Source organism: Nocardioides insulae DSM 17944 (assembly GCF_000422825.1).
GTDB lineage: Bacteria > Actinomycetota > Actinomycetes > Propionibacteriales > Nocardioidaceae > Nocardioides > Nocardioides insulae.
This window is the reverse complement of sequence record NZ_AUGU01000013.1, coordinates 436,491-460,917: the sequence shown is the minus strand read 5'-3', so window position 1 is coordinate 460,917 and position 24,427 is coordinate 436,491. Positions and strand designations below refer to the sequence as shown.

Sequence of the window (24,427 nt, the reverse complement as noted above, 5' to 3'; positions counted from 1 at the left end):
GGCTCAACGGTGGAGGAGGGCGGTGATGGCGAAGATCGCCGGCACCGAGCCGATCGTGGTGATGAAGACGGTGTCCCGGGCGAGCAGGGACTGCCGGTCGAACCGGGTGGCGATGATGAACACGTTCTGAGCGGTCGGGAGCGCGGCGGTGACCGCCAGCGCCAGCAGCGCGGCGTCATCGAGGCCCAGAGCCCGGCCGGCGAGGTAGGCGCCCAGGGGCTGGGCGACCAGCTTGAGCCCGGTGACCAGGCCGAGTTCGCTGACCGGCACGCCTCGGCCCGGCAGCGGGCCGAGCCGCAGTGAGACCCCGTAGGCGAGGAGCATGCCGGGCACCGCCATCCCGCCGATCAGTTCGATCGGGTCGTTCACGACGGTGGGGAGCGTCCAGTCGCCCGCGGCCAGGGCGAGGCCGATCAGAGTGCCGAGGGTCAGTGGGTTGGTCAACGGGGTGAGGATCGCCCGTCGTGCCGAGACCCGCCCGGTGCGGTCGGCGTCGAGCAGGGTCAGGGCGAGCGGCTGCATCACGACGAGTTGGAGGAGCAACATCGGCGCGATCGCGGCCGCGTCGCCGAGCACATAGGCGGCGATCGGCAGGCCCAGGTTGCCGGCATTGCAGTACGCCGAGCACATCGTGCCGATGCTCACCTCGGCCGCGCTCCGGTGCAGTACGAGCCGGCCGATCAGCAGGTAGGGCAGACCCGCAGCCAGCACCCCCACCGCGGTCGCGACCAGGTTGCCCGAGAACGCGCCGGCCAGGTCGGTGCCGGACATCACCGTGAGCAGCAGGCAGGGGCTGGCCACGAGGAAGGCGAGCCTGGCCAGCATCTGCTGGGCCTGCGCGTCGAGCACGCGGACCGCGGCCAGCAGATACCCGACGGCGATGACGGCGATGATCGTCCCGAATCCCGCCACCACGCCCTGCACCCGGCCACCCTAGGCAGCGGTCCTCCTCCGGCCGGCCCCGGACCAGCACCTGGACCTCGCCCGGCCGCGCTCGCGGGCTCAGCCCCGGCTCAGGACCGGCTCAGGACCGGCTCAGGACCGGCGGGCCTCGAGGATCGCGGTCTGGTCCTCGCCGACCGGAGGCGCGGTGACGACGTAGCCGGCTGCGGCGGCCGCGGCTGCGGCAGCTTCCCACTGGCCGGCGCCGAGTTCGCACAGGACGTGCCCGCCGCGGGCCAGCCACGGGGGTGCCTCGGCGAGCAGCGTGCGGACGTGATCCAGTCCGTCGCGGCCACCGAGGAGGGCTTGCGGGTCCTCGTGCTCGCGGGCCTCGCGCGGCATCAGGTCGAGCGCCGCGTCCGGCACGTACGGCGGCACCGCGGTGATCACCGCGACCGCCCCCTGCAGGGTCCTCGGGAGCGGGGTGAGACCTCGCCCCCGGTGCACGCCGGCGCCCGGGCCGAGGTTGGTGGCGGCGTACCCGAGCGCCACCGGGTCGAGGTCGACCGCGTGCACCCGGACCGTCGGTACGGCGCGGCTTACCGCGGCGGCGATCGGCGCCACCCCGGCGTACGCCTCCACCAGGACGGGCGCGGCCGAAGCCGCCCTCCGCACCGCGGCCGTCGTGGCGGCGACCAGCAGCAACGACCGCTGCCGGGGCACGAACACACCGGGTCCCACGGCCAGCCGCAGGTCGCCGAGGTCGACCCAGCCGACCACCTGTTCGAGCGATTCCCCGGCGAGACGGCGGCCGGTGAGCTCCTCGAGTTCGTCCACTCCGCCGGCCCGCTCCCGCAGCAGGTCGGCCTCCTCCTCGGCGAAGACGCACCCCGCGGCGCGCAGCCGGGCTACCAGGGGGTCCGCGTCGGTGGTCATCGCCCCGAGTCTCTCGCATGCCGCCGGTTGCGTTTCGGCGTGGGCGGCGCAGCGCTGGGAGGATGGGCGGGTGCAGCAGCCCCGTGACGTCGTCATCCTCGGTTCGACCGGCTCGATCGGCACCCAGGCGCTCGATCTGGTGCGTGCCAACCCGGACCGGTTCCGGGTGGTCGGGCTGAGCGCCGGCGGGTCGCAGCCCGAGCTGTTCGAGCGGCAGGTGGAGGAGTTCCGCCCCGCCGTCCATGGGCTGGGCGAGCAGGCGAGCGCCGACGCGGCCGCGCACGCCTGCGACGTCGTCCTCAACGGCATCACCGGGGCGGTGGGTCTGCGGCCGACCCTGGCGGCGCTCGAAGCCGGCAACACCCTCGCCCTGGCCAACAAGGAGTCGCTGATCATAGGGGGGCCGCTGGTCAAGACGATCGAGCGTCCCGGCCAGATCGTCCCGGTCGACAGCGAGCACAGCGCCATCGCCCAGAGCCTGCGCGCGGGTCGCGCGGAGGAGGTACGCCGGCTGGTCGTCACCGCGAGCGGCGGCCCCTTCCGTGGGCGCGGTCGCTCCGAGCTCGCCCGGGTCACGCCGGAGCAGGCCCTGGCCCACCCGAACTTCGCGATGGGCCGGGTGATCACCACCAATTCGGCCACCCTGGTCAACAAGGGCCTGGAGGTGATCGAGGCGCACCTCCTCTTCGACGTCCCCTTCGACCGGATCGACGTGGTGGTCCACCCGCAGCAGTTCATCCACTCGATGGTGGAGTTCGTCGACGGGGCGGTGGTGGCCCAATTGGGTCTGCCCACGATGAGCGTGCCGATCGCGATGGGCCTGGCCTGGCCCGAGCGGGTCGCCGAGGCGGAGGCGCCGATCGACTGGACCCGGGCCGCCGACTGGCGCTTCGAACCGGTGGACTCCGAGGCGTTCCCCGCGATCGACCTGGCCCGTCGGGCCGGGGAGCGGGGCGGGACCGCCCCGGCGGTCTACAACGCCGCCAACGAGGTCGGCGTGGACGCCTTCCACCAGGGACGGCTGGCCTTCACCGGGATCGTCGAGACCATTGCCGAGGTGCTGGCCGCGTTGCCGGCAGCCAGCCCCGACGTACCCTCGGAGAGGCTCACCCTCGACGACGTGCTCTCGGCCGACGCCTGGGCGCGTGAGCTGGCCTCCCGTCAGATCGAGAAGAGCAGGACCAACCAGGCATGACCGCCCTCCTCTACGCCCTCGGCGTCCTCGTCTTCGTGGTGGCGCTGCTGGCCTCGATCGGGCTCCACGAGCTGGGGCACATGATCCCGGCGAAGAAGTTCGGCGCCAAGGTGAGCCGCTACTTCATCGGGTTCGGGCCGACGCTGTGGAGCCGCACCAAGGGCGAGACGGAGTACGGCGTCAAGGCGATCCCGCTCGGCGGCTACGTCAAGATCGTCGGGATGCTGCCCCCGGTCCCCGACCAGGTCGCCGAGTTCGACGCCGAGGGCAACCCCCGGCCACAGCGGGTCCGCGACTTCAACACCGGCATGTTCACCTCGCTGATCGCCGACGCCCGGCAGGCGGAGTGGGACCTGGTGGAGCCGGAGGACGAGGACCGGCTCTTCTACAAGCTGCCGTGGTGGAAGAAGGCGATCGTGATGGCCGGGGGGCCCACGGTCAACCTGGTGATCGCGTTCTTCGCCTTCCTCACCATCTTCAGCACCTACGGCGTGCACAGCCTCGAACCCGCCGAGGGGCCGCCGGTCGTGGAGACGGTCTCCGAGTGCGTGATCCCGTACGCCGAGTCCGGCCGGGAGTGCACCGCGAGCGACCCGCCCAGCCCGGCGTACGAGGCCGGTCTCGAGCCGGGGGACACCATCGTGTCGTTCAACGGCACCGAGATCACCGACTGGGATCAACTGCGTGGCCTGATCCAGGACAACGCCGCCGGCACCGCCGTGATCGGCTACGAGCGTGACGGCGAGCTGGAGACCGGCACCACCAGCACCACCGTCGAGGCCCGCCCGACCGATGCCGAGGGCGAGACGATCCAGCAGGTCGGTTTCCTCGGGATCACCCCGACCACCGTCGAGGTGGTCGAGAAGGGTGGCCCGATCTTCACGCTCCAGCAGATGTGGGAGATGACCAAGGACTCGGTGGTCGCCATCCTTCAGCTGCCGGTCAAGGTGTGGGACGTCGCCCAGGCCATCGTCGGGGTCGAGGATCGGGCCGCCGACAGCCCGATGAGCATCGTCGGCGGCGGACGGATCGCCGGCGAGGTCGCCTCGCACGACGAGGTCGACACCACCCAGAAGCTGGTCCTGCTGGGCTCGCTGATCGGCGGGTTCAACCTGTTCATCGGCCTGTTCAACTTCGTGCCGCTGCTCCCGCTGGACGGTGGTCACATCGCCAGTGCCCTGTGGGAGGGCCTGCGCCGCTGGCTGGCCCGCCTCACCGGCCGGCCCGACCCCGGCCACGTCGACCCCGCCAAACTCCTCCCGGTCGCCTACGTCGTCGGGCTGGCCATCGTCGCGATGGGCCTGGTGCTGGTGGTGGCTGACTTCGTCGTACCGCTGCACCTGACCTCGAGCTGAGGGCCGCCGTACGCCTCGCCCAGTACAGCCCCGCCCAGCACCCGCACCCGCCGGACCGGCCACCGCCGATCAGGCATCCGAACCCGAGACGGATAACCTGAACCCATGACCGCGACCTCCGATGGATCGATCTCCCTGGGCATGCCCGCGGCGCCGCCGCCGGTGCTCGCACCGCGTCGGCAGACCCGCCAGATCCAGGTGGGCAAGGTCGGAGTGGGCAGCGAGCACCCGATCTCGGTCCAGTCGATGACGACCACGCTCACCTCGGACGTCAACAGCACGCTGCAGCAGATCGCCGAGCTCACCGCGGCCGGCTGCGACATCGTCCGGGTGGCGTGCCCCTCGGCCGACGACGCCGCCGCGCTGCCCGAGATCGCGAGGCACTCGCAGATCCCGGTGATCGCCGACATCCACTTCCAGCCCAAGTACGTCTTCGCCGCGATCGAGGCCGGCTGCGCGGCCGTCCGGGTCAACCCCGGCAACATCAAGAAGTTCGACGACCAGGTCAAGGAGATCGCCAAGGCCGCCACGGACCACGGCACCTCGATCCGGATCGGCGTCAACGCCGGCAGCCTGGACAAGCGGCTGCTGGAGAAGTACGGCAAGGCCACCCCCGAGGCGCTCGTCGAGTCGGCCAAGTGGGAGGCTGGGCTGTTCGAGGAGCACGGCTTCCGCGACTTCAAGATCTCGGTCAAGCACAACGACCCGGTCGTCATGGTGCGCGCCTACGAACTGCTCGCAGCAGAGGGCGACTGGCCGCTGCACCTCGGCGTCACCGAGGCCGGACCGGCCTTCCAGGGCACGATCAAGTCGGCCACCGCGTTCGGTGCCCTGCTCTCCCAGGGCATCGGTGACACCATCCGGGTCTCGCTCTCCGCACCCCCCGTCGAGGAGGTCAAGGTCGGACTGCAGATCCTGGAGTCGCTCAACCTGCGTCCTCGTCGGCTGGAGATCGTCTCGTGCCCATCCTGCGGGCGGGCACAGGTCGACGTCTACAAGCTGGCCGAGGAGGTCACCGCGGGACTCGACGGTCTCGAGGTGCCGCTACGGGTGGCCGTGATGGGCTGTGTCGTCAACGGTCCCGGCGAGGCCCGCGAGGCCGACCTCGGGGTCGCGTCGGGCAACGGCAAGGGTCAGATCTTCGTCAAGGGCGAGGTGATCAAGACCGTGCCCGAGTCGAGGATCGTCGAGACCCTCATCGAGGAGGCCATGCTGATCGCCGAGGGCATGGAACCCGTCGAGGGCGCCGAGGCCACCGTCAGCGTCTCCTGACGCCGGCCGAGCGCGTGCTGAGCGCGCTCCCGGATGGCCTAAGCTCACCTCGTGCTCACCACCCGCCACGGGATCCGGGTCCTCGGACCGGGCGATGTCCCGGCCTTCCTGGAGCTCACCGGCCGTGCTCCGGTGGTCAACGTCTTCGCCGACCACCGCGCCCGCACGACCCGGTTGGAGCCGCGCTGGCTCGGCGGTGAGATGTGGGGGCGCTGGCGCGACGGCGACCTGGTGGCGGCCTGCCATGTCGGGGCCAATCTGGTCCCGATCCAGGCGACTCCGGAGGACGCGCGGGCCTTCGGCGAGCGGGCGCTGGGTCGCGGGCGCACGGTCTCGACCCTGGTGGGTCCGCAGGATCCCGTCCGCGCCCTGTGGGACGTCGTGGAGTCGCGCTGGGGCCGGCCGCGGGAGTGTCGCTGGGAGCAGCCGCACCTCGAGCTCGGCGAGGCGCCGTCGGTGCCGGCCGACCCGGAGGTGCGTCGTACCCACCGTGACGATCTGGAGGCCCTCTACCCGGCCTGTGTCGCGATGTACACCGAGGAGGTCGGGGTCTCACCCGAGACCCACGGCGGCGGTGACCTCTACCGCGCCCGGGTGCTGCAGCTGATGTCGCGGGGCTGGTCCTTCGCCCGGTTCGAGCAGGGCCGGGCGGTGTTCAAGGCCGAGGTCGCCTGCGCGTCGCCGTACGCCGCCCAGATCCAGGGGGTCTACGTCGCTCCGGACCGGCGCGGCGAGGGCCTGGCGGTCGCAGGGATGGCAGCGGTCGTCGAGCAGGTACGCCGGGAGATCGCGCCGACCGTCTCGCTCTACGTCAACGAGTGGAACACCCCTGCCCGACGCGCCTACGCCCGGGTCGGTTTCCGCGAGACCGCCCGGTTCGCGACCGTCATGTTCTGACCCCGATCGGCCGGCACACCGACGCGGCGAGCCCGCACCTGGGTGCCGGCCCGCCGCGGTGTCGCGGGGTAGAGGCGGTCAGATCGAGGAGGGCTCCAGGGCCGAGGCCCGGTGGCACTCCTGGGTGCAGTTCATCCAGGCCATCTTGGTGGCTCCGTGCGCCAGGAAGAACTTCCCCCACCGGCTCGTCCACTCCAGGTCGGTGATCACCCTTGCGCGGTAGGTCGCCAGCAGCCCGCCGCCGATCCGCCGTTCCTTCACCACGTTCGGTCCGGGACCATCGGTCAGCTTGTGGACCGTCAGCATCCGGCCACCGCCGGGGCCGAAGTGCTCGACCCGTTCGCGACAGGAACGCCACAGTGTCCGCTGTGGAGGCTTCAGCGAGGCGACGACGGTGCAGCCGCCGGCGTACGGATCCCCGGTGAAGTAGGCGTACCGGCGGGCGACCAGGTCGATCGCGTAGGAGGCGCGCCGTTCCACCACGCGCACGTGCGGGTTCCAGGTGTCCCAGATGATGGTGCGGGCGGGACGTCGACTGGTGAGCGCCACCTTGGCGTTGATCGTCTCCAGGAGCGTCGACCGGGGGAAGGTCCGGCTCTTGATCACCTTGCCGCCCCGGTCGCGGATGGTGACCCGGGTGCGATTCCCGGCATTCCTCGGAGTGACCAGCTGGAAGAAGGCTTCGTCGATCTGGGTGTGCCACGAGGCAGGCCCGCGGAGCAGGATGTTGCGCGTGCCGTTGCGATGCACTCGGAGGATCCGGACCCGGCTGCCGTCGGCCCGGCTCACCCGGACGCCGTGGGCCCGACCGAGCCTGCCGAGGTATTCCACCCTCGGCCACGGGACCGCGATCCTGGAGTGACCGTCGATGATCGTGTTACCGGTGATGTGCGGCAGCGGCATCTCCGGCCCACGTGGGTAGGCGCCCGGGGTGAGGTCGACGACCGGGGCGGCGGCGGCCGGTGGGGTGGCGGCCAGCAGGCCGCCGATGAGTCCCAGCGCCACGACGGCGGGGGAGAGGACACGTCCGACGACGTGCCATGCCCGAGAACGCGTGGCGAGAAGGCCGCCACCCTGCGGTCGTTTGTCCATAGGGTCCAGGAGAGCCGATCGCGTCCCCTGATACCAGGGGTCCTCCGATGGGGCCGATCCGGTTCGCCGCTCGCCGGCGGGCCGCCGTAATCTTCTGCCCATGACCGTCTCCCGGATGTCGCACCTGTTCCTGCGTACCCTGCGCGAGGATCCCGTGGACGCCGAGGTGCCGAGCCACCGGCTGCTGGTCCGCGCCGGGTACATCCGCCGGGCCGCTCCCGGGATCTACTCCTGGCTGCCGCTGGGCCTGCGGGTGTTGGGCAAGATCGAGGCCATCATCCGCGAGGAGATGAACGCGATCGGCGCCCAGGAGGTCAGCTTCCCCGCGCTGCTGCCGCGTGAGCCCTACGAGGCGACCGGCCGCTGGACGGAGTACGGCGATGGCATCTTCCGGCTCCAGGACCGTAAGGGCGCCGACTACCTCCTCGGGCCCACGCACGAGGAGATGTTCACCCTGTTGGTGAAGGATCTCTACGGCTCCTACAAGGATCTGCCGCTCTCGCTCTACCAGATCCAGACCAAGTACCGCGACGAGGCCCGGCCTCGGGCCGGCCTGCTGCGCGGTCGCGAGTTCATCATGAAGGACTCCTACTCCTTCGACTACACCGATGAGGGGCTGGACAAGTCCTACAACGCCCACCGCGAGGCGTACGTCCGGATCTTCGACCGGCTCGGCTTCGAATACGTCATCGTCTACGCCCACGCCGGGGCGATGGGCGGGTCGAAGTCCGAGGAGTTCCTCGCGAAGTCGGCGGTCGGCGAGGACACCTACGTCGAGTGCAAGTCCTGCGGCTACGCGGCCAACGTGGAGGCGGTCAAGGTCGTCGCCCCCGAGCCCGTCGGCTATGACGGCCTGCCTGCCGCGCACGCGGAGGCGACTCCCGACACCCCCACCATCGACACACTGGTCGCGCACCTCAACGAGCACTTCGCCCGCGAGGACCGCCCCTGGGTGGGCTCCGACACGCTCAAGAACGTGCTCGGTGTGGTCACCTACCCCGACGGCACCAAGGAGCCGCTGGCGATCGGTGTGCCCGGTGACCGTGAGGTCGACGCCAAGCGCCTGGAGGCGGCGCTCTACCCGGGCGAGTTCGAGCCGATGGACGAGGAGACGCTGGCCTCGTTCCCCGATCTGGTCAAGGGCTACATCGGTCCGGAGGTTCTGGGCGAGGAATCGAAGTCCGGCATCCGCTTCCTGGTCGACCCGCGCGTGGTCGAGGGCACCCGGTGGGTGACCGGCGCCAACGAGCCCGGGAAGCACATCATCGACCTCGTCGCGGGTCGCGACTTCACCTCCGACGGCGTCATCGAGGCTGCCGCGGTGTGGCCGGGTGACCCGTGCCCCAATGGCGACGGGATCCTGGAGACCGAGCGCGGCATGGAGATGGGCCACGTCTTCGCCCTGGGCCGGAAGTTCGCCGACGCACTCGGCCTGCAGGTCCTCGACGAGAACGGCAAGCTGGTCACCGTCACGATGGGCTCCTACGGCGTGGGCGTGACCCGGGCGGTCGCCGCCGTCGCCGAGGGCACCCTCGACGAGATCGGGCTGTGCTGGCCGCGGCACGTGGCGCCGTACGACCTGCACGTGGTGGCCACCGGTAAGGACCCGGCCGTGCACGAGGCCGCGGACCGGCTCGTCGCCGAGTTGGGCGAGGCCGGCCTCGATGTCCTCTACGACGACCGGGTCAAGGTGAGTCCAGGGGTGAAGTTCAAGGACGCCGAGCTGATCGGCGTACCGACGATCGTCACCGTCGGGCGCGGGCTCGCCGAGGGCACCATCGAGGTCAAGGACCGGCGCACCGGTGAGCGCGCCGCGGTCGCGGTGGACGAGGCGGTGGCCCACCTCCAGCAACTGGTCCGAGACTGAGCACATGACCAGGTCCAGGATCAGCTGTCCGGTGCTGGCGCGCCGGGTCGTCGGTGCCGAGGAGGCTGCGGCCGCGATCCGTCCGGGCGACTCGGTCGGCATCTCCGGCTTCACCGGCGCGGGCTACCCGAAGGCGGTGCCGGCGGCGCTCGCCCGCCGGGTGGGCGAGGCCCGGCGGCGGGGCGAGGAGTTCCGCGTCCAACTGTGGTCCGGTGCCTCCACCGCCCCCGAGGTCGACGGCGTCCTGGCCGAGGCTCATGCGGTCTCCAAGCGGCTGCCCTTCCAGTCCGACCCGGTGCTGCGCCGGCTGATCAACGAGGGCGAGATCGAGTACGTCGACGCCCACCTCTCCCACTCGGCCCAGCAGATGTGGTTCGGGTTCTACGGCCCGCTCGATGTCGCCGTCGTGGAGGTCGCCGCCGTGCTGCCCAACGGGCTGCTCGTGCCGGGCTCGAGCGTGGGCAACAACAAGACCTGGCTGGAGCAGGCCGACCGGGTGATCCTCGAGGTCAACCAGTGGCAGCCGCGCGACTTCGAGGGTTTCCACGACGTCTACTACGGCACCCGTCTCCCTCCGCACCGGGCGCCGATCCAGTTGACCTCGGCGATGCAGCGGATCGGGGATCCCTACCTGCGGGTCGACCCGGAGAAGGTCGTGGCCGTGGTCGAGACCGACGCTCCCGACCGCAACAGCGCGCTCAAGCCCCTCGACGACGACAGCCGGGCGATGGGGGAGGCGATCGTCGACTTCCTCCGCCACGAGGTGGCGGCGGACCGACTCCCCGCGGACCTGCTGCCGCTGCAGTCGGGTGTCGGCAACGTCGCGAACGCCGTGATGGCCAGCCTGCTCGACGCGGAGTTCCGGGGGCTGACCGCCTACACCGAGGTGATCCAGGACGGTCTGCTCGACCTCCTCGACGCGGGCATCCTCAGCGGCGTGTCGGCCACCTCGTTCGGGCTGTCCCCGGACGGTGTGGCGCGCTTCAACGACCACGTGGCGTCGTACAAGGGGCGGATCCTGCTGCGCAGCCAGGAGATCTCCAACCATCCCGAGGTCGTCCGGCGGCTGGGTGTGATCGCCATCAACGGGATGATCGAGGCCGACATCTACGGCAACGTCAACTCGACCCATCTGATGGCCAGTTCGATCATGAACGGCATCGGGGGCAGCGGTGACTTCGCCCGCAACGCCTACCTCAACTTCTTCGTCTCGCCCTCCACGGCCAAGGGCGGTGCGATCTCCTCGGTGGTGCCGTTCGTCAGCCACGTCGACCACACCGAGCACGACGTCCAGGTGCTGGTGACCGAGCAGGGCCTCGCCGACCTTCGCGGACTCTCGCCGCTCGCCCGCACCAGCCGCATCATCGACCGCTGTGCGCATCCGGACTATCGCGACCAGTTGCACGACTACCTGGCCAGGTCGATCGCGGAGCGTCCGCATGCGCGGCACACACCGCACCTGCTCGACGAGGCGCTCTCCTGGCACCAGCGGTATCTGAGCACCGGGCGGATGCTGCCCTGACCTCGCCGCGGCCGATGGGGGCTGCCGCAGCGCCCCAGGGTGCCGATCAGGACGGGCCACAGGTGCCACTGGTTCCCCGCTCGGCCCGGCGGTCTCGTGCAGCAGTCTCCTAGGCTGATCGCGGCCCCGGCGAGAGTCCGGGGCTCACGTCGAGAGGAGAGCTGGCATGGCGACACTGACCGTCTGGAAGTTCAACCAGACCCACGGTGCCGAGCAGGCGCTGCGGGTGTTGAAGGAGGCCCAGTCCGAGGAGCTCATCACCATCGAGGACGCCGCCTGGGTGGATTGGGAGCCCGGGAAGAAGAAGCCCAAGACCCACCAGGCGCAGTCACCGACGGCGGACCAGGCGACCTGGGGAGGCTTCTGGGGGCTGCTGTTCGGGTTGATCTTCTTCGTGCCGATCCTCGGTGTGGCCCTCGGGGCGGCCGCGGGCGCACTGACCGGCTCGCTCACCGATGTGGGCATCGATGACAGCTTCATCAAGCGCGTGCGCGACAAAGTGGTGCCGGGGAGCTCCGCCCTGTTCGTGCTCACCAGCGACGGGGTGGTCGACCGCCTCGTCGAGCGGTTCGAGGGTGCCGACATGGAGCTGATCCAGACCAACCTCAGCGCCGAACAGGAGGCCAAGCTGCGCGAGGCCTTCGCGCACGAGGACTGATCCTCCCGATCTCTTCCCAGTACGTCGGCGGGCTGGCCCGGGAGCCTCTCTCCCCAGGGCCGGCCCGCCGTCGTTGGCTCAGGAGATCGAGGTATCGCGGGCGGCCCCGGGCCTCTATCAAGAGTCGAGTCCAACGTTCAAGCAGAATCGCAACATTTGCAGCTTCATGCAGTGCAACAAGTTGAGGAGGCCATGCGCTGGACCTCGTTCTCGCCAGACTGCAAGATTGTGCATGGAAAGACCGTCGGTCCCCACATCAGATGGTCATCCACAGGCCTTGTGTCCAGGCCGACAGAGTGATCCGTGAGTCGCACCGGCTCCGGGGGGTATCTCGGGAATCCCCCGGAGCGGTGAGACTCACGGATCACTGTCATTTCCGGGACTGCACCCGGTGGGTTGGTCGGGTTCAGTCCGTCCCGGGGAACGGAGTCGGGGCGGCGCCGAAGCCCAGGCCGCGAACGGCGGTGTCGGTCAGCGCGGTGATCGACCAGGACCGGACCTCGGCCGAGGTCGCCGCCACCAGGGCGGCGTAGGCCGTGGCGCAGGCGGCCTCGACGCCCCGTGCGGTCCGCTCGACCGCCGCGGCGGTGCCCAGCCGGGGAGGTACTCGGTAACCCGGCTCGGTGCCGACCGGCGTCTCGCCGGCGGCGGCCAGCAGCGCGGTGAGGTGGTCGCGGCGGAGCTGGTGGGTCGAGAACGCGTCGATGACCAGGCGCATCAGCGTGGGCTGGCGCGAGGCGGAGGTCTGTCCGCCGAGTACGCCGTACACGTAGACGGCGGCGTGCTCGGCGGCGAGAGCCGTCTGGAGAGCGTCGGTCTCCGCGTCCGCCGGTGGTGCCGACTCGGCGGGCGTCGAGGGAGCGGGTGAGGATGCGGAGGAGGGGGGCGTGGGCGTCGTGGTCATCGGCCCGACCCCGAGGGCAGCAGGCTGACCTGCTGGGCGACGGCCGCGGACATCGAGGCCAGGAGTTGGGCCAGCTCGGCGTTGGCTGCCGAGACGGCGTCCTCGGCCAGGTCCGCCTGCAGCGAGGTCTCCGAGCGTCGGAGTCGAGCGAGGGAGACCGTGCCGGGTGTCGTGGCCGAGGGCGAGGGTGTGGGACTTGTCTCCCCTTCGGGCGTGAGGGCGGCCAGATGGGTGTCGTGGAGGGTGACCAACGTGGTGGCCGCCGTACTGACCGCCGCGGTGGCGCCGGGGGTCGCGGCCGCCGCGGCTGCGGTCCGGCGGGCGGTGAGGATCCGGTCCGACGCGCTCGTGACCAGGGCTTCGTCGGCGTCAGGGGGCGGCGCGGACGTGGTGATCGCCGACGGGGTGGTCTCGGGGGCGCGCAGGTCCTCGAGACTGCAACCGGCGAGTGCCGCCAGGGGGAGGGACGAGGCCGCGCCGAGCAGGCTCCGCCTCGAGGGCGTGGGAAGCTGGGGAGGCACAAGCGCGACATTAACGCCTCGCCGGTTTATGGTGTGCCCACACCACCGTTCGCACCACGGCAGTGGTCAGCTATCCACAACAGCACAGGGAGGTCGCCGACCCGTGAGCAGTGCCAGGCAGGACGCCCTCAGGGAGCAGATCGAGGCAATCCTCGCCCAGCCCCTGGAGGCCCTCGGACTCGACCTCGAGGCGGTGGAGCTGACCCCGGCCGGGAAACGGCGGGTGCTGCGGATCGCCGTCGACCGCGACGGCGGGGTGACGCTCGACGATGTCGCCGAAGCCACCAGCGCGATCAACGACGTGCTCGACGGCTCGGACGTGATGGGCGAGCAGCCCTACACGCTCGAGGTGACCTCGCGCGGGGTCGACCGTCCGCTGACCCGGCCGCGGCACTGGCGGCGCAACGTCGGTCGTCTGGTCAAGGTCGTCCGCGGCGACGGCAGCACGGTGACCGGGCGGATCCGGTCCCACGACGACGACGGCGCCACCTTGGTGGTGGAGGGGGCCGAGCAGGTGGTCCCGTACGCCGAGATCAACAAGGCCATGGTTCAGATCGAGTTCAACCGGCCCGCCGACGAGGGTGCGGCCGACGAAGTAGGAGAAGCCTGATGGACATCGACCTGAGTATCCTGCGGATGCTCGAGCGGGAGAAGGAGATCTCCTTCGAGGTGCTCGTGGAGGCGATCGAGCAGGCGCTGCTCACCGCCTACCAGAAGACCCCTGGCGCCCAGGACCGGGCGAGGGTCGAGCTCGACCGCAAGACCGGCCACGTGACCGTGCTCGCCGTGGAGCTCGACGACGAGGGCAATCAGGTGGGGGAGTACGACGACACCCCCGAGGGGTTCGGCCGGATCGCCGCCACGACCGCCCGGCAGATCATGCTGCAGCGCCTCCGGGACGCCGAGGACGACCTGAAGTTCGGTGAGTTCTCCGGCAAGGAGGGCGACATCGTCTCCGGTGTCGTCCAGCAGGGCCGCAACCCCGACGACGTGCTGGTCGACCTCGGCAAGCTCGAGGCGCTGCTGCCGGTGAGTGAGCGGGTGGTCGGTGAGGACTACACCCACGGCACCCGGATCAAGGCGCTGGTGCTCAGCGTGCGCAAGGGCATGCGTGGCCCGCAGATCACGCTCAGTCGCAGTCACCCCACCCTGGTGAAGAAGCTGTTCTCGCTGGAGGTGCCCGAGATTGCCGACGGCACGGTCGAGATCTCCGCGATCGCGCGCGAGGCCGGTCACCGCACCAAGATCGCGGTGAAGTCCACCGCCGCGGGGGTCAACGCCAAGGGCGCCTGCATCGGCCCGATGGGCAGCCGGGTGCGCAACGTGATGGCCGAACTCCAGGGCGAGAAGATCGACATCGTGGACTGGTCGGAGGACCCCGCCACCCTGGTGGCCAGTGCGCTCTCCCCGGCACGAGTCAGCTCGGTCCAGATCGTCGATGCCGCGGCCAAGTCCGCGCGTGTGGTGGTCCCCGACTACCAGCTCTCGCTGGCGATCGGCAAGGAGGGGCAGAACGCCCGCCTGGCCGCCCGGCTCACCGGTTGGCGCATCGACATCCGGTCCGACGAGGAGAAGAGCGCCCCGGTCGAGTCGTGAGTGCATCGCCCAGGTGAGGAAGGCCGCCCCGGTTCGGCCCGTCACCGCGGAAGCGGTACAGTGTTCTGTCGGTGGCTCGCGAAGACTTAACCCCTGACTCCGGTCCGGTTCGGACCTGTGTCGGGTGTCGGCAACGAGCCGCTGCACGCGAGTTGGTGCGGGTGACCGTCGGCTCGGTGGACGGCCTCGCGGCCCTCCTCCCCGATCCGGCGCGGCGCCTACCCGGCCGTGGGGCGCACCTGCATCCCACACGTCGGTGTTACGACCTCGCAGTGCGGAGGAAGGCCTTCACGCGAGCCCTGCGGCTCGCCGGCGGAGCCTCCACCGCACTGGTGGCCGCACATATCGACTCGCTGACCGATTCGCCGTCGACGCCCGGAACAGCCGGGGTCGACGTATCACCCGACCAGGACTGGAGCAACAGCTCATGAGCACTCGATGAGTACTTCGCGATGAGCGTGTTCACCAACCACTAACGGTCGCAGGAACATCCCCCGGACCCCGGGTCTTGCGGCCAGAAGGAGAAACGTGGCCAAGACCCGAGTTCACGAACTCGCCAAGGAGTTCGGAGTCGAGAGCAAGTTCGTTCTCGAGAAGTTCAAGGAGATGGGGGAGTTCGTCAAGTCGGCGAGCTCCACCGTCGAGCTCCCGGCGGAGATGCGTTTCCGCAAGGAGTACGGCGCTGCCCTCAAGGGTGGTGCCGGTGATGGTGGCGCGGACAGGTCCGCCGCCCCGGCCGGCCCGAAGCCGACCCCTGCCCCCAAGGCCACCGAGAAGGCTGCCGAGAAGCCCGCTTCCCCGGCCGGCCCGAGGCCCGGCCCCAAGCCTGCTGCCAAGCCCGGCCCCGCGGCTCCCAAGCCGGGTCCTGCCGCGGCCAAGCCCGCTCCGAAGCCGGCGACAAAGCCGGCCGAGGCGCCTGTGGCTCCCGAGGCATCCGCCGCTCCTGAGGCACCCGCCGCCAAGGCGACGCCGCAGAGCCCCAAGCCTGCCGCGGCGCCCAAGCCGTCGGCCGGCAAGCCCGGCCCCAAGCCGGCGCCCCGGCCCGGCCCCAAGCCGTCCGGCGGCTCGGCTGGCAAGCCCGCGCCGCGTCCGGTCGGCAAGCCCGGTGCGTCCCGCCCCGGCAACAACCCGTTCGCCCCCAGCCAGGGCATGGGCCGGCGTCCGGCCGCGCCCAAGCGTGACGCCGGTGGCGACCAGCAGCAGCGTCCTCCCCGTCCTCAGGGCGGCCGTGAGGGTGCGAAGCCGGCTCCGTCCGGTGCCCGTCCGGGTATGCCCCGGCCCAACCCGGCGATGATGCCCAAGTCCCCGGCTGCCTTCGGCACCGGTCCCGGCGGCAAGCCCGCCGGCGCTGGCGGTCGCGCGGGTGGCGGTCGTGCCGGCGGCGCTCGTCCCGGTGGCGGCGCTCGTCCCGGCGGCGGCGCCGGTGGTGGTCGTCCCGGCGGCTTCGCCGGTCGTCCCGGCGGCGGTGGTCGTCCCGGCGGTCGCGGCAGCACCCAGGGTGCCTTCGGCCGTCCCGGCGGCCCCTCGCGCCGCGGTCGCAAGTCGAAGCGGGCGCGTCGCCAGGAGTTCGAGGCCATGGAGGCCCCGACGATCGGCGGCGTGCGGGTCCGCAAGGGCAACGGCGAGACCGTCCGGCTCGCCCGGGGTGCCTCGCTGACCGACTTCGCCGAGAAGATCAACGTCGACGCCGCCCAGCTGGTGCAGATGCTGTTCAGCCTCGGCGAGCTGGTCACCGCGACCGAGTCGGTCAACGACGAGACCCTCGAGCTGCTCGGTGAGGAGCTCAACTACATCGTCGAGGTCGTCTCACCCGAGGACGAGGACCGCGAGCTGCTCGAGTCCTTCGACATCGAGTTCGGTGACGAGGGCGACGAGTCCGACTGGGTCGTCCGTCCGCCGGTCGTGACCGTCATGGGTCACGTCGACCACGGTAAGACCAAGCTGCTCGACGCTCTCCGCCACGCGAACGTGGTGGCCGGTGAGGCCGGTGGCATCACCCAGCACATCGGCGCCTACCAGGTCTCCACCGAGGTGGACGACCAGGAGCGCAGGATCACCTTCATCGACACCCCCGGTCACGAGGCGTTCACCGCCATGCGTGCCCGTGGTTCGCAGTCCTCGGACATCGCGGTCCTGGTGGTCGCTGCCGACGACGGTGTCATGCCGCAGACGGTGGAGGCGCTCAACCACGCCAAGGCCGCCGGCGTGCCGATCGTGGTCGCGGTCAACAAGATCGACAAGCCCGACGCCGACCCCACCAAGGTGCGCGGTCAGCTGACCGAGTACGGCCTGGTGCCCGAGGAGTACGGCGGCGAGGCGATGTTCGTCGACGTCTCGGCCAAGTCCGGCACCAACCTGGAGGGTCTGCTCGAGGCGGTCGTGCTGACCGCCGACGCCTCGCTCGATCTGCGGGCCAACCCGAGCCAGGACGCCCAGGGTCTGGTCGTGGAGGCCCACCTGGACCGCGGTCGCGGCCCGGTGGCCACCATCCTGGTCCAGCGCGGCACCCTGCGGGTCGGGGACTCGATCGTCGCCGGTCCGGCGCACGGCCGGGTCCGGGCCATGCTCGACGAGTACGGCAACGAGATCGCGGAGGCGACCCCGTCGCGTCCCGCGATGGTCCTCGGACTCTCCGCGGTGCCCGGTGCGGGCCAGAACTTCCTGGTCGTCGAGGACGACCGGATGGCCCGTCAGATCGCCGAGAAGCGGGAGGCCCGCGAGCGTGCGGCCACCCAGGCCAAGCGGCGCGCCCGTCGTACCCTCGAGGACTTCATGGCCTCGATGGAGAAGGGCGAGACCCAGGAGCTCAACCTCATCCTCAAGGGCGATGTGTCCGGTTCGGTCGAGGCGCTGGAGGACTCCCTGTCCAAGATCGACGTCGGCGACGAGGTCGGGATCCGGGTCATCGACCGGGGTGTCGGCGCCATCACCGAGACCAACGTCGACCTGGCAGCGGCCTCCGATGCGGTCATCATCGGCTTCAACGTCCGGCCGCAGGGCAAGGCCACCGAGCTCGCCGACCGCGAGGGTGTCGAGATCCGCTACTACTCGGTCATCTACCAGGCGATCGAGGAGATCGAGGCGGCCCTCAAGGGCATGCTCAAGCCGGAGTACGAGGAGAAGACCCTCGGCCAGGCGGAGATCAGGGCGCTGTTCCGCAGCTCCAAGATCGGCAACATCGCCGGCTGTATGGTCACCGGTGGCGTCATCCGTCGCAACGCGAAGGTCCGGGTCATCCGCGACGGCAGCGTCGTGGCCGACAACCTCGACCTGGCCTCGTTGCGCAGGGAGAAGGACGACGCCGCGGAGGTCCGCGAGGGCTTCGAGTGCGGTCTGGTCCTGAAGAACTTCCAGGACATCAAGGAGGGCGACATCGTCGAGGCATTCGAGATGGTGGAGATCCCGCGCGGCTGATCCCGCGCACCGGGAGGCGCCTCGCTGCGTTGCCGGGCCGAAACGGCCCGCTCCGCTCGAGGGGCGTCTCCCACCCTCCGCCTGGTGATGCACGCACCCGGGGCACGGGAACTCCCGTGCCCCGGGTCCTTTTTGAGAGAGTGAGAGACATGAGCAACCCGCGGGTGCGGCGTATCGCCGATCGGATCAAGGTCATCGTCGCGCAGATGCTGGAACGACGGGTCAAGGACCCCCGGCTGGGATTCGTCACCGTGACCGACGTCCGCGTCTCCGGCGACACCCAGCAGGCCACCGTCTTCTACACGGTGCTGGGCGCCGAGAGCGAGGCCGACATGGCCGGCACCGCCACGGCACTGGAATCGGCCAAGGGCCTGATCCGCTCCGAGGTCGCCAAGCAGCTCGGGATGCGGCACGCGCCGACGCTCGAATTCATCCACGACGCCCTGCCCGCCAACGCCCGCCATCTCGACGAGGTGCTGGCCCGGGCCAAGGAGCTCGACGACGAGGTGGCGGCCAACCGTGGGCACGAGTACGCCGGCGAGGCCGACCCGTACAAGAAGCCGCGGGACGAGGACGAGCTCGCTGAGGACCTGGACGACCTCGACACCGGAACCGGCCGGGAGTGACCACGCCCGTCTCCGGGTTGGTCGTCGTCGACAAGCCGGCCGGGATGACCTCGCACTCGGTCGTCGGCCGGATCCGCCGGCTGGCCGGCACCCGCAAGGTCGGCCATGCCGGCACGCTGGACCCGATGGCGACCGGGGTGCTGCTCGTCGGCGTCGACCGGGCCACCCGGCTGCTCGGTCATCTCATGCTCACCGAGAAGGCGTACGACGCGACGGTGCGCCTCGGGATGACCACCACCACCGACGACGCGGACGGCGAACCGACCGGTTCGCGCGGAGCCGGGGAACTCGCCGGCACCGCCGTCCGGGAGGCGTTCGGCACCCAGACCGGGCAGATCGACCAGGTGCCCAGTGCGGTGTCGGCGATCAAGGTCGACGGCAAGCGTGCCTACCAGCGGGTGCGCGAGGGCGAGCAGGTCGAGTTGAAGGCCCGCACGGTGACCGTCCACGACCTCACGGTCGGTGACCCGCGCCCGGTGCGGCTCGAGGACGGCACCACGGTCCTCGACGTCGACATCTCGGTCCGCTGCTCGAGCGGCACCTACATCCGCGCGATCGCCCGCGACGTCGGTGAGGCGCTCGGGGTCGGTGGTCACCTGACCGCCCTGCGTCGTACCGCGGTCGGTCCCTACGACCTCACCTTCGCGCAGTCACTGGAGGAGTTGGCCGAGGGGGAGTGGGTCGATCACGTCCTGCCGATGGCGCGCACGGCCCGGGCGGCGTTCCCGGCGGTCGACCTGGGTGAGGAGCAGGCGCGCGAGGTCCGTTACGGCCGGAAACTGACGCTCGCGCTGGACTCACTCAGCGCCGTCTTCGACCCGTCCGGGGAGTTCCTGGCGCTCTATGAGCCCACCGGTGCGCAGGATCGCGCGCGACCCGTCGCCGTCTTCGTCGGCTGACCCGCGCCGAGCCGGATGGGCCACAACGATGGACCGTCCGGCGGGGCTCCCTGGCACCACCGTTATGGTGACCAGCGTGCGTCTGTGGCGAACCCTTGCTGAAGTGCCGGCCGAACTAGGCCGCACCGTCGTGGTCATCGGCAACTTCGATGGCGTGCACCGTGGACATCAGGCGGTGCTGGCCCGTGCCCGGGCAGTCGCCGATCGACAGGGCCTGCCCGTCGTCGCGGTGACGTTCTCGCCGCACCCGATGGCGGTGCTGCGTCCCGAGCACGCGCCGATGACCCTGACCTCATTGGAGCTGCGGGCCGAACTGCTGCACGAGGCCGGCGCCGACGACGTGCTGGCGCTGCCCTTCGACCTCGACATGGCCAGCTGGAGCCCCGACGAGTTCGCCCGACGCGTCCTGGTCGACACCCTGCATGCCGCCGCCTGCGTGGTGGGGGCCAACTTCCGGTACGGCCACAAGGCCGCCGGAGACGTCGCCGAACTGACGGCGTACGGCGCCGAGCACGACTTCACCGTCCAGGGGATCCCGCTGGACGGTGGGCCGCAGGTCTGGTCCTCGACCTACATCCGCACCTGCCTCGCCTCGGGCGACGTGGCCGGCGCCGCCGAGGCGCTGGGGCGGCCCTACATCGTGCGAGGCGTGGTGGTGAAGGGTGACCAGCGCGGCCGCGAGCTGGGGTTCCCCACCGCGAACGTGCCCACCGACGCCCTCACCGCCGCACCCGGCGACGGGGTGTACGCCGGATGGCTGACCCGTCGCGACACCGGCGAGCGGTTCCCGGCCGCGATCAGCGTCGGCACCAACCCCACCTTCGAGCACGTCCGGGTCCGCCGCGTCGAGAGCTACGTGCTCGACCGCACCGACCTGGAGCTGTACGGCGTCGAGGTGGAGGTCAGCTTCATCGACCATCTGCGCGGCATGGTGGCCTTCGAGTCGATCGATGACCTCGTGACCCAGATGCACGCGGACGTCGAGCGCACCCGCGCCCTGCTCGGCTGACCCTCCAGCCGGCCTCGATCCTGTTCGTGTGGTGTCTGCCGCGCGCGTCGGGCGTTGAATCCGGAGGGGGCCGGGGGAACTGCGGCAAGGTGGAGACATGGACTCGTACACCGAGGCGGCGGAGACGGTTCAGACCCCCCGAGGGTCCCGGAGTTGGCTCGCGGCACTCTGGGTCGCCGTGCTCGCCGTCGTGGGACTGTGGATACTCCAGGCCGTGGGCAGCCTCGACTTCGCCGAGGACCTGCGCGAGGAGGCGGCGGAGGGTGTCAGTTTCATAGCGGTCACCTTCGGCTACCACTCGGTCTACTTCAGCCCCTTCGGGATGGATGCCCTGGTCGATCTCGACGAGTGGTCGGACCCCTTCGGCCCGCTCAGCTCCGTGGCGGCGAGCGCCGCCGTCCTGGTCGTCACCTTCCTGGTCGCCTGGCTGGCCGGTCTCGGCGTGCGCCGGCGGGCCGGCGGGGCGATGTTCGTGATCACTTGGATGGCGACGGTGCTGGGAACGGTTGCCGGGGGAGCAGTGATCGCGGCGATCTCCGTGCTCGAGTTCGACTCCGACGAGGTCCTGTGGGGGGCCTTCGGGCAGTACATGTACGAGGCCGGCAGTTACGGCCTGATCTACGGTTGGGTGCCGGCACTGCTCGCCACCCTGGTCTGGTGGTTGACCACCCCGCGCCACCGGACTGTGCCGCTCGCGCCCGCTCCCGTCGCCCCGGCGGTCCCGCAGAACCCTCAACCTCCCGCGGCCCCGCAGAACCCCCAGCCGCCGGCGGCCCCGCAGAACCCCCAGCCCCCGGCGAACCCTCCCGCCCCGGGGCGAGGCGATTCCCCGGGGTGAGAGCGCGCGGGCGCGATTCGCGAGCGGCGTACTCCGGTTGGTAACCTACTCAGGTTGTCCGGTCCGCCGGGCGACTGCCGTGTGAACGGCCGCGGATCCAGAGTGCCCCGGTGAACAGGCCCGGGCGCGCCGCGCAACGATGAACCGAGAGGAGTCCTCGCATGTCTGTTGGAACTGACGCGGAGACCAAGAAGAAGATCATCGCCGAGCACGGCACGACCGAGGGTGACACCGGTTCCCCTGAGGTCCAGATCGCGCTGCTCAGCCACCGCATCGGGCACCTCACCGAGCACCTCAAGCAGCACAAGCACGACCACCACAGCCGTCGTGGCCTGCTGCTTCTCGTCGGTCAGCGCCGTCGCCTGCTCAACTACCTGCAGAAGAGCGACATCAACCGCTACCGCAGCATCGTCGAGCGGCTCGGCCTCCGTCGATGACCGGTCCCGCCGTGTGAGTGAGCGGCCGCCCCGTGAGGGGTGGCCGCTCATTCTCGTTCTGACGGTGGGAGTAGTTACGCTGAACCTGCACGCACAACTGAACATCTACACCTGACCAGGAGCGACCACTCCGTCTCGGTTCGGTCCTCGGTAGTGGCTCTCAGACCCGCGCGATGCGGCGACTGCGGGCCTCGATCGAAGACCGGCCCCGGATCTACACGAGATCCGGCCGGGGACGTCGCGGGGTCGCTCCGTGAAGAGACAAGGATGAATCCTTGACCGAACCCGTCATCACTGCCGTCGAGACCGTCATCGACAACGGCTCCTTCGGCAAGCGGACCGTGAAGTTCGAGACCGGCCTGTTGGCCCGTCAGGCTGCCGGCTCCGTGACCGCCTACCTGGACGACGAGACCATGCTGCTCTCGGCGACCACCGCGTCGAAGCACCCCAAGGAGCACTTCGACTTCTTCCCGCTCACCATCGACGTCGAAGAGCGGATGTACGCCGCGGGCCGTATCCCCGGCTCGTTCTTCCGTCGTGAGGGCCGCCCCTCCGAGGACGCGATCCTCACCTGCCGCCTGATCGACCGCCCGCTGCGCCCGACCTTCAAGAAGGGGCTGCGCAACGAGGTCCAGGTCGTCATCACGGTGATGGCCCTCGAGCCCGACACCCCGTACGACGTCCTCGCGATCAACGCCGCGTCGATCTCCACCCAGCTCTCCGGTCTACCGTTCTCGGGCCCGATCGGCGGCGTCCGGGTGGCGCTCATCGACGGTCAGTGGGTCGGCTTCCCGACCCACAGCCAGCTCGAGAACGCCGTCTTCGACATGGTCATCGCCGGCCGCGTCACCGAGACCGGTGACGTCGCGGTGATGATGGTCGAGGCCGAGTCCACCGAGCAGACCTGGGATCTGGTCACCAACCAGGGCGTCCAGGCTCCCACCGAGGAGGTCGTCGCCGGAGGCATGGAGGCCGCCAAGGTCTTCATCAAGCAGCTGTGCGAGGCCCAGGCCGAGCTGGCCAAGCAGGCCGCCAAGCCGGTCGCGGAGTTCCCGGTGTTCCTGGAGTTCCAGGACGACGTGTTCGCCGCCGTCGAGGCCGCTGTGGCCAAGGAGACCGCCGAGGCCCTCACCATCGGCGGCAAGCAGGAGCGCGAGGACACCCTCGACCGGATCAAGGCCGGTCTGCTCGACCGTATCGGCGGCGACTTCGAGGGCCGGGAGGGCGAGATCGGGGCCGCCTTCCGCGCGCTGAACAAGAAGCTCGTGCGTGAGCGCGTGCTGCGCGACAAGGTGCGCATCGACGGCCGCGGCCTGGCCGACATCCGTCCGCTGCACGCCGAGGTCGACGTGATCCCGCGGGTGCACGGTTCGGCCCTGTTCGAGCGCGGCGAGACCCAGATCCTGGGCGTCACCACGCTGAACATGCTGAAGATGGAGCAGCAGCTCGACACGCTCTCCCCGGAGACTCGTCGGCGCTACATGCACAACTACAACTTCCCGCCGTACTCCACCGGTGAGACCGGTCGGGTGGGCTCGCCCAAGCGCCGCGAGATCGGTCACGGCGCGCTCGCCGGCCGTGCGCTGGAGCCGGTGCTGCCCTCGCGCGAGGAGTTCCCCTACGCGATCCGTCAGGTGTCCGAGGCGATGGGCTCCAACGGTTCGACCTCGATGGGCTCGGTCTGCGCGTCCACGATGTCGCTGCTCCAGGCCGGTGTGCCGCTGAAGGCGCCGGTGGCGGGCATTGCGATGGGCCTGATCTCCGGTGAGATCGACGGCGCGACGCAGTACGTCGCGCTGACCGACATCCTCGGCGCCGAGGACGCCTTCGGCGACATGGACTTCAAGGTCGCCGGCACCTCGGAGTTCGTCACCGCCCTGCAGCTCGACACCAAGCTCGACGGCATCCCCGCCGAGGTGCTCGCCCAGGCGCTCAACCAGGCCAAGGACGCGCGTCTGACCATCCTCGAGGTGATGAACGAGGCGATCGGCGGGGTCGAGGAGATGGCCCCGACCGCGCCGCGGATCATCTCGGTGAAGGTCCCCGTCGACAAGATCGGCGAGGTCATCGGCCCGAAGGGCAAGGTGATCAACCAGATCCAGGACGACACCGGCGCCTCGATCTCGATCGAGGACGACGGCACGGTGCTCATCGGCGCCACCGATGGCGCGGCCGCCGAGGCGGCCCGGTCGGCGGTCAACGCGATCGCCAACCCGACCATGCCCGAGGTGGGCGAGCGCTACCTCGGCACCGTGGTGAAGACCACCAACTTCGGTGCCTTCGTCTCCCTGATGCCGGGCAAGGACGGCCTGCTCCACATCACCAAGCTGCGTGCCCTCAACGACGGCAAGCGGGTGGAGTCGGTGGAGGACGTCGTCGAGGTCGGCCAGAAGCTCCAGGTCGAGATCGTCGAGATCGACGACCGCGGCAAGCTCTCGCTGGCCCCGGTCCTCGAGGACGCCGCCGGTGCCGCCGAGTCCGACGAGTCGGGGGAGTGACGACCGGCT

At 70.5% G+C, this 24,427-nt stretch carries 22 protein-coding genes; 17 read left to right on the top strand and 5 right to left on the bottom strand.

What is annotated here, in order from left to right:
* Positions 1–3: 3 nt before the first annotated feature.
* Both G515_RS0102800 and G515_RS19225 read right to left on the bottom strand, forming a co-directional pair.
* Entirely contained in the window at positions 4–924 is a 921-nt protein-coding gene (locus G515_RS0102800) for an AEC family transporter (protein ID WP_028658909.1), read from the bottom strand.
* 111 nt (positions 925–1,035) lie between these two features.
* On the bottom strand, positions 1,036–1,818 hold the full coding sequence (locus tag G515_RS19225; RefSeq protein ID WP_036553809.1) for a class I SAM-dependent methyltransferase: 783 nt from the start codon (positions 1,816–1,818) through the stop codon (positions 1,036–1,038).
* A 70-nt stretch (positions 1,819–1,888) separates the two neighbouring features.
* Here G515_RS19225 and dxr point away from each other — a divergent pair, with 70 nt between their 5' ends.
* The 4 genes from dxr (at position 1,889) to G515_RS0102775 (ending at position 6,537) form a co-directional block, all read left to right on the top strand.
* Positions 1,889–3,013 (top strand): 1-deoxy-D-xylulose-5-phosphate reductoisomerase, encoded by a 1,125-nt coding sequence (gene dxr / locus G515_RS0102790; RefSeq protein ID WP_028658908.1) that lies wholly within the window; start codon positions 1,889–1,891, stop codon positions 3,011–3,013.
* The gene (locus tag G515_RS0102785) at positions 3,010–4,368 is read left to right on the top strand and encodes a M50 family metallopeptidase (RefSeq protein ID WP_028658907.1); all 1,359 of its coding nucleotides are present in this window, start codon (positions 3,010–3,012) and stop codon (positions 4,366–4,368) included. Before dxr ends, G515_RS0102785 begins: the two co-directional genes overlap by 4 nt.
* A 105-nt stretch (positions 4,369–4,473) precedes the next feature.
* Positions 4,474–5,640, top strand: coding sequence for a flavodoxin-dependent (E)-4-hydroxy-3-methylbut-2-enyl-diphosphate synthase (ispG, locus tag G515_RS0102780; protein WP_036553806.1), 1,167 nt, complete (start codon positions 4,474–4,476; stop codon positions 5,638–5,640).
* A 51-nt stretch (positions 5,641–5,691) separates the two neighbouring features.
* Positions 5,692–6,537, top strand: coding sequence for a GNAT family N-acetyltransferase (locus G515_RS0102775; RefSeq protein WP_028658905.1), 846 nt, complete (start codon positions 5,692–5,694; stop codon positions 6,535–6,537).
* A 78-nt stretch (positions 6,538–6,615) separates the two neighbouring features.
* Here the strand turns inward: G515_RS0102775 and G515_RS0102770 are convergent, their stop codons facing one another.
* The gene (locus G515_RS0102770) at positions 6,616–7,629 is read right to left on the bottom strand and encodes a hypothetical protein (RefSeq protein WP_157570970.1); all 1,014 of its coding nucleotides are present in this window, start codon (positions 7,627–7,629) and stop codon (positions 6,616–6,618) included.
* Positions 7,630–7,729: 100 nt separating this feature from the next.
* Between G515_RS0102770 and G515_RS0102765 the strand changes: the two genes are divergently transcribed.
* From G515_RS0102765 to G515_RS0102755, 3 genes are all read left to right on the top strand, one after another.
* Entirely contained in the window at positions 7,730–9,496 is a 1,767-nt protein-coding gene (locus G515_RS0102765) for a proline--tRNA ligase (RefSeq protein ID WP_245565169.1), read from the top strand.
* Positions 9,497–9,500: 4 nt separating this feature from the next.
* Complete coding sequence (gene scpC, locus G515_RS0102760) at positions 9,501–11,018, top strand: succinyl-CoA:acetate CoA-transferase ScpC (RefSeq protein WP_028658902.1); 1,518 nt, start codon at positions 9,501–9,503, stop codon at positions 11,016–11,018.
* Positions 11,019–11,184: 166 nt separating this feature from the next.
* Entirely contained in the window at positions 11,185–11,676 is a 492-nt protein-coding gene (locus tag G515_RS0102755) for a DUF1269 domain-containing protein (protein ID WP_028658901.1), read from the top strand.
* 406 nt (positions 11,677–12,082) lie between these two features.
* On the opposite strand, the gene G515_RS19220 is transcribed toward G515_RS0102755, so the two are convergent.
* Both G515_RS19220 and G515_RS0102745 read right to left on the bottom strand, forming a co-directional pair.
* The gene (locus G515_RS19220; protein ID WP_051217773.1) at positions 12,083–12,580 is read right to left on the bottom strand and encodes a ferritin-like domain-containing protein; all 498 of its coding nucleotides are present in this window, start codon (positions 12,578–12,580) and stop codon (positions 12,083–12,085) included.
* Complete coding sequence (locus G515_RS0102745; protein ID WP_028658900.1) at positions 12,577–13,101, bottom strand: hypothetical protein; 525 nt, start codon at positions 13,099–13,101, stop codon at positions 12,577–12,579. Before G515_RS0102745 ends, G515_RS19220 begins: the two co-directional genes overlap by 4 nt.
* 103 nt (positions 13,102–13,204) lie before the next feature.
* Between G515_RS0102745 and rimP the strand changes: the two genes are divergently transcribed.
* The 10 genes from rimP to G515_RS0102700 all read left to right on the top strand — a co-directional run bounded on the left by rimP (position 13,205) and on the right by G515_RS0102700 (position 24,418).
* A complete protein-coding gene (gene rimP, locus G515_RS0102740) occupies positions 13,205–13,711 on the top strand; it encodes a ribosome maturation factor RimP (protein WP_028658899.1) in 507 nt (168 codons plus the stop codon).
* A complete protein-coding gene (nusA, locus tag G515_RS0102735; protein ID WP_028658898.1) occupies positions 13,711–14,697 on the top strand; it encodes a transcription termination factor NusA in 987 nt (328 codons plus the stop codon). Before rimP ends, nusA begins: the two co-directional genes overlap by 1 nt.
* A 71-nt stretch (positions 14,698–14,768) precedes the next feature.
* Entirely contained in the window at positions 14,769–15,128 is a 360-nt protein-coding gene (locus tag G515_RS22960; RefSeq protein ID WP_084652984.1) for a YlxR family protein, read from the top strand.
* A 97-nt stretch (positions 15,129–15,225) separates the two neighbouring features.
* The gene (infB, locus tag G515_RS0102730; protein WP_028658897.1) at positions 15,226–18,111 is read left to right on the top strand and encodes a translation initiation factor IF-2; all 2,886 of its coding nucleotides are present in this window, start codon (positions 15,226–15,228) and stop codon (positions 18,109–18,111) included.
* A gap of 149 nt (positions 18,112–18,260) precedes the next feature.
* Entirely contained in the window at positions 18,261–18,737 is a 477-nt protein-coding gene (gene rbfA, locus G515_RS0102725) for a 30S ribosome-binding factor RbfA (protein WP_028658896.1), read from the top strand.
* Complete coding sequence (gene truB / locus G515_RS0102720) at positions 18,734–19,636, top strand: tRNA pseudouridine(55) synthase TruB (RefSeq protein ID WP_028658895.1); 903 nt, start codon at positions 18,734–18,736, stop codon at positions 19,634–19,636. Before rbfA ends, truB begins: the two co-directional genes overlap by 4 nt.
* A gap of 76 nt (positions 19,637–19,712) precedes the next feature.
* Positions 19,713–20,645, top strand: coding sequence for a bifunctional riboflavin kinase/FAD synthetase (locus G515_RS0102715; RefSeq protein ID WP_028658894.1), 933 nt, complete (start codon positions 19,713–19,715; stop codon positions 20,643–20,645).
* Positions 20,646–20,742: 97 nt separating this feature from the next.
* Positions 20,743–21,483 carry a hypothetical protein gene (locus G515_RS0102710; protein WP_028658893.1) on the top strand — a complete coding sequence of 247 codons (741 nt, stop codon included), beginning with the start codon at positions 20,743–20,745 and terminating at the stop codon, positions 21,481–21,483.
* Between the two features lie 161 nt (positions 21,484–21,644).
* A complete protein-coding gene (gene rpsO, locus G515_RS0102705) occupies positions 21,645–21,920 on the top strand; it encodes a 30S ribosomal protein S15 (protein WP_028658892.1) in 276 nt (91 codons plus the stop codon).
* A 275-nt stretch (positions 21,921–22,195) separates the two neighbouring features.
* Positions 22,196–24,418 carry a polyribonucleotide nucleotidyltransferase gene (locus G515_RS0102700; protein ID WP_028658891.1) on the top strand — a complete coding sequence of 741 codons (2,223 nt, stop codon included), beginning with the start codon at positions 22,196–22,198 and terminating at the stop codon, positions 24,416–24,418.
* Positions 24,419–24,427: the final 9 nt, after the last annotated feature.

Excerpts from the sequence above, each read along its gene's own strand:
- G515_RS19225 (WP_036553809.1), bottom strand. The coding sequence starts at position 1,818 with ATGACCACCGACGCGGACCCCCTGGTAGCCCGGCTGCGCGCCGCGGGG.
- G515_RS0102785 (WP_028658907.1), top strand. The coding sequence starts at position 3,010 with ATGACCGCCCTCCTCTACGCCCTCGGCGTCCTCGTCTTCGTGGTGGCG.
- ispG (WP_036553806.1), top strand. The coding sequence starts at position 4,474 with ATGACCGCGACCTCCGATGGATCGATCTCCCTGGGCATGCCCGCGGCG.
- G515_RS0102770 (WP_157570970.1), bottom strand. The coding sequence starts at position 7,629 with ATGGACAAACGACCGCAGGGTGGCGGCCTTCTCGCCACGCGTTCTCGG.
- G515_RS0102765 (WP_245565169.1), top strand. The coding sequence starts at position 7,730 with ATGACCGTCTCCCGGATGTCGCACCTGTTCCTGCGTACCCTGCGCGAG.
- scpC (WP_028658902.1), top strand. The coding sequence starts at position 9,501 with ATGACCAGGTCCAGGATCAGCTGTCCGGTGCTGGCGCGCCGGGTCGTC.
- G515_RS0102755 (WP_028658901.1), top strand. The coding sequence starts at position 11,185 with ATGGCGACACTGACCGTCTGGAAGTTCAACCAGACCCACGGTGCCGAG.
- G515_RS19220 (WP_051217773.1), bottom strand. The coding sequence starts at position 12,580 with ATGACCACGACGCCCACGCCCCCCTCCTCCGCATCCTCACCCGCTCCC.
- nusA (WP_028658898.1), top strand. The coding sequence starts at position 13,711 with ATGGACATCGACCTGAGTATCCTGCGGATGCTCGAGCGGGAGAAGGAG.
- rbfA (WP_028658896.1), top strand. The coding sequence starts at position 18,261 with ATGAGCAACCCGCGGGTGCGGCGTATCGCCGATCGGATCAAGGTCATC.
- G515_RS0102710 (WP_028658893.1), top strand. The coding sequence starts at position 20,743 with ATGGACTCGTACACCGAGGCGGCGGAGACGGTTCAGACCCCCCGAGGG.
- rpsO (WP_028658892.1), top strand. The coding sequence starts at position 21,645 with ATGTCTGTTGGAACTGACGCGGAGACCAAGAAGAAGATCATCGCCGAG.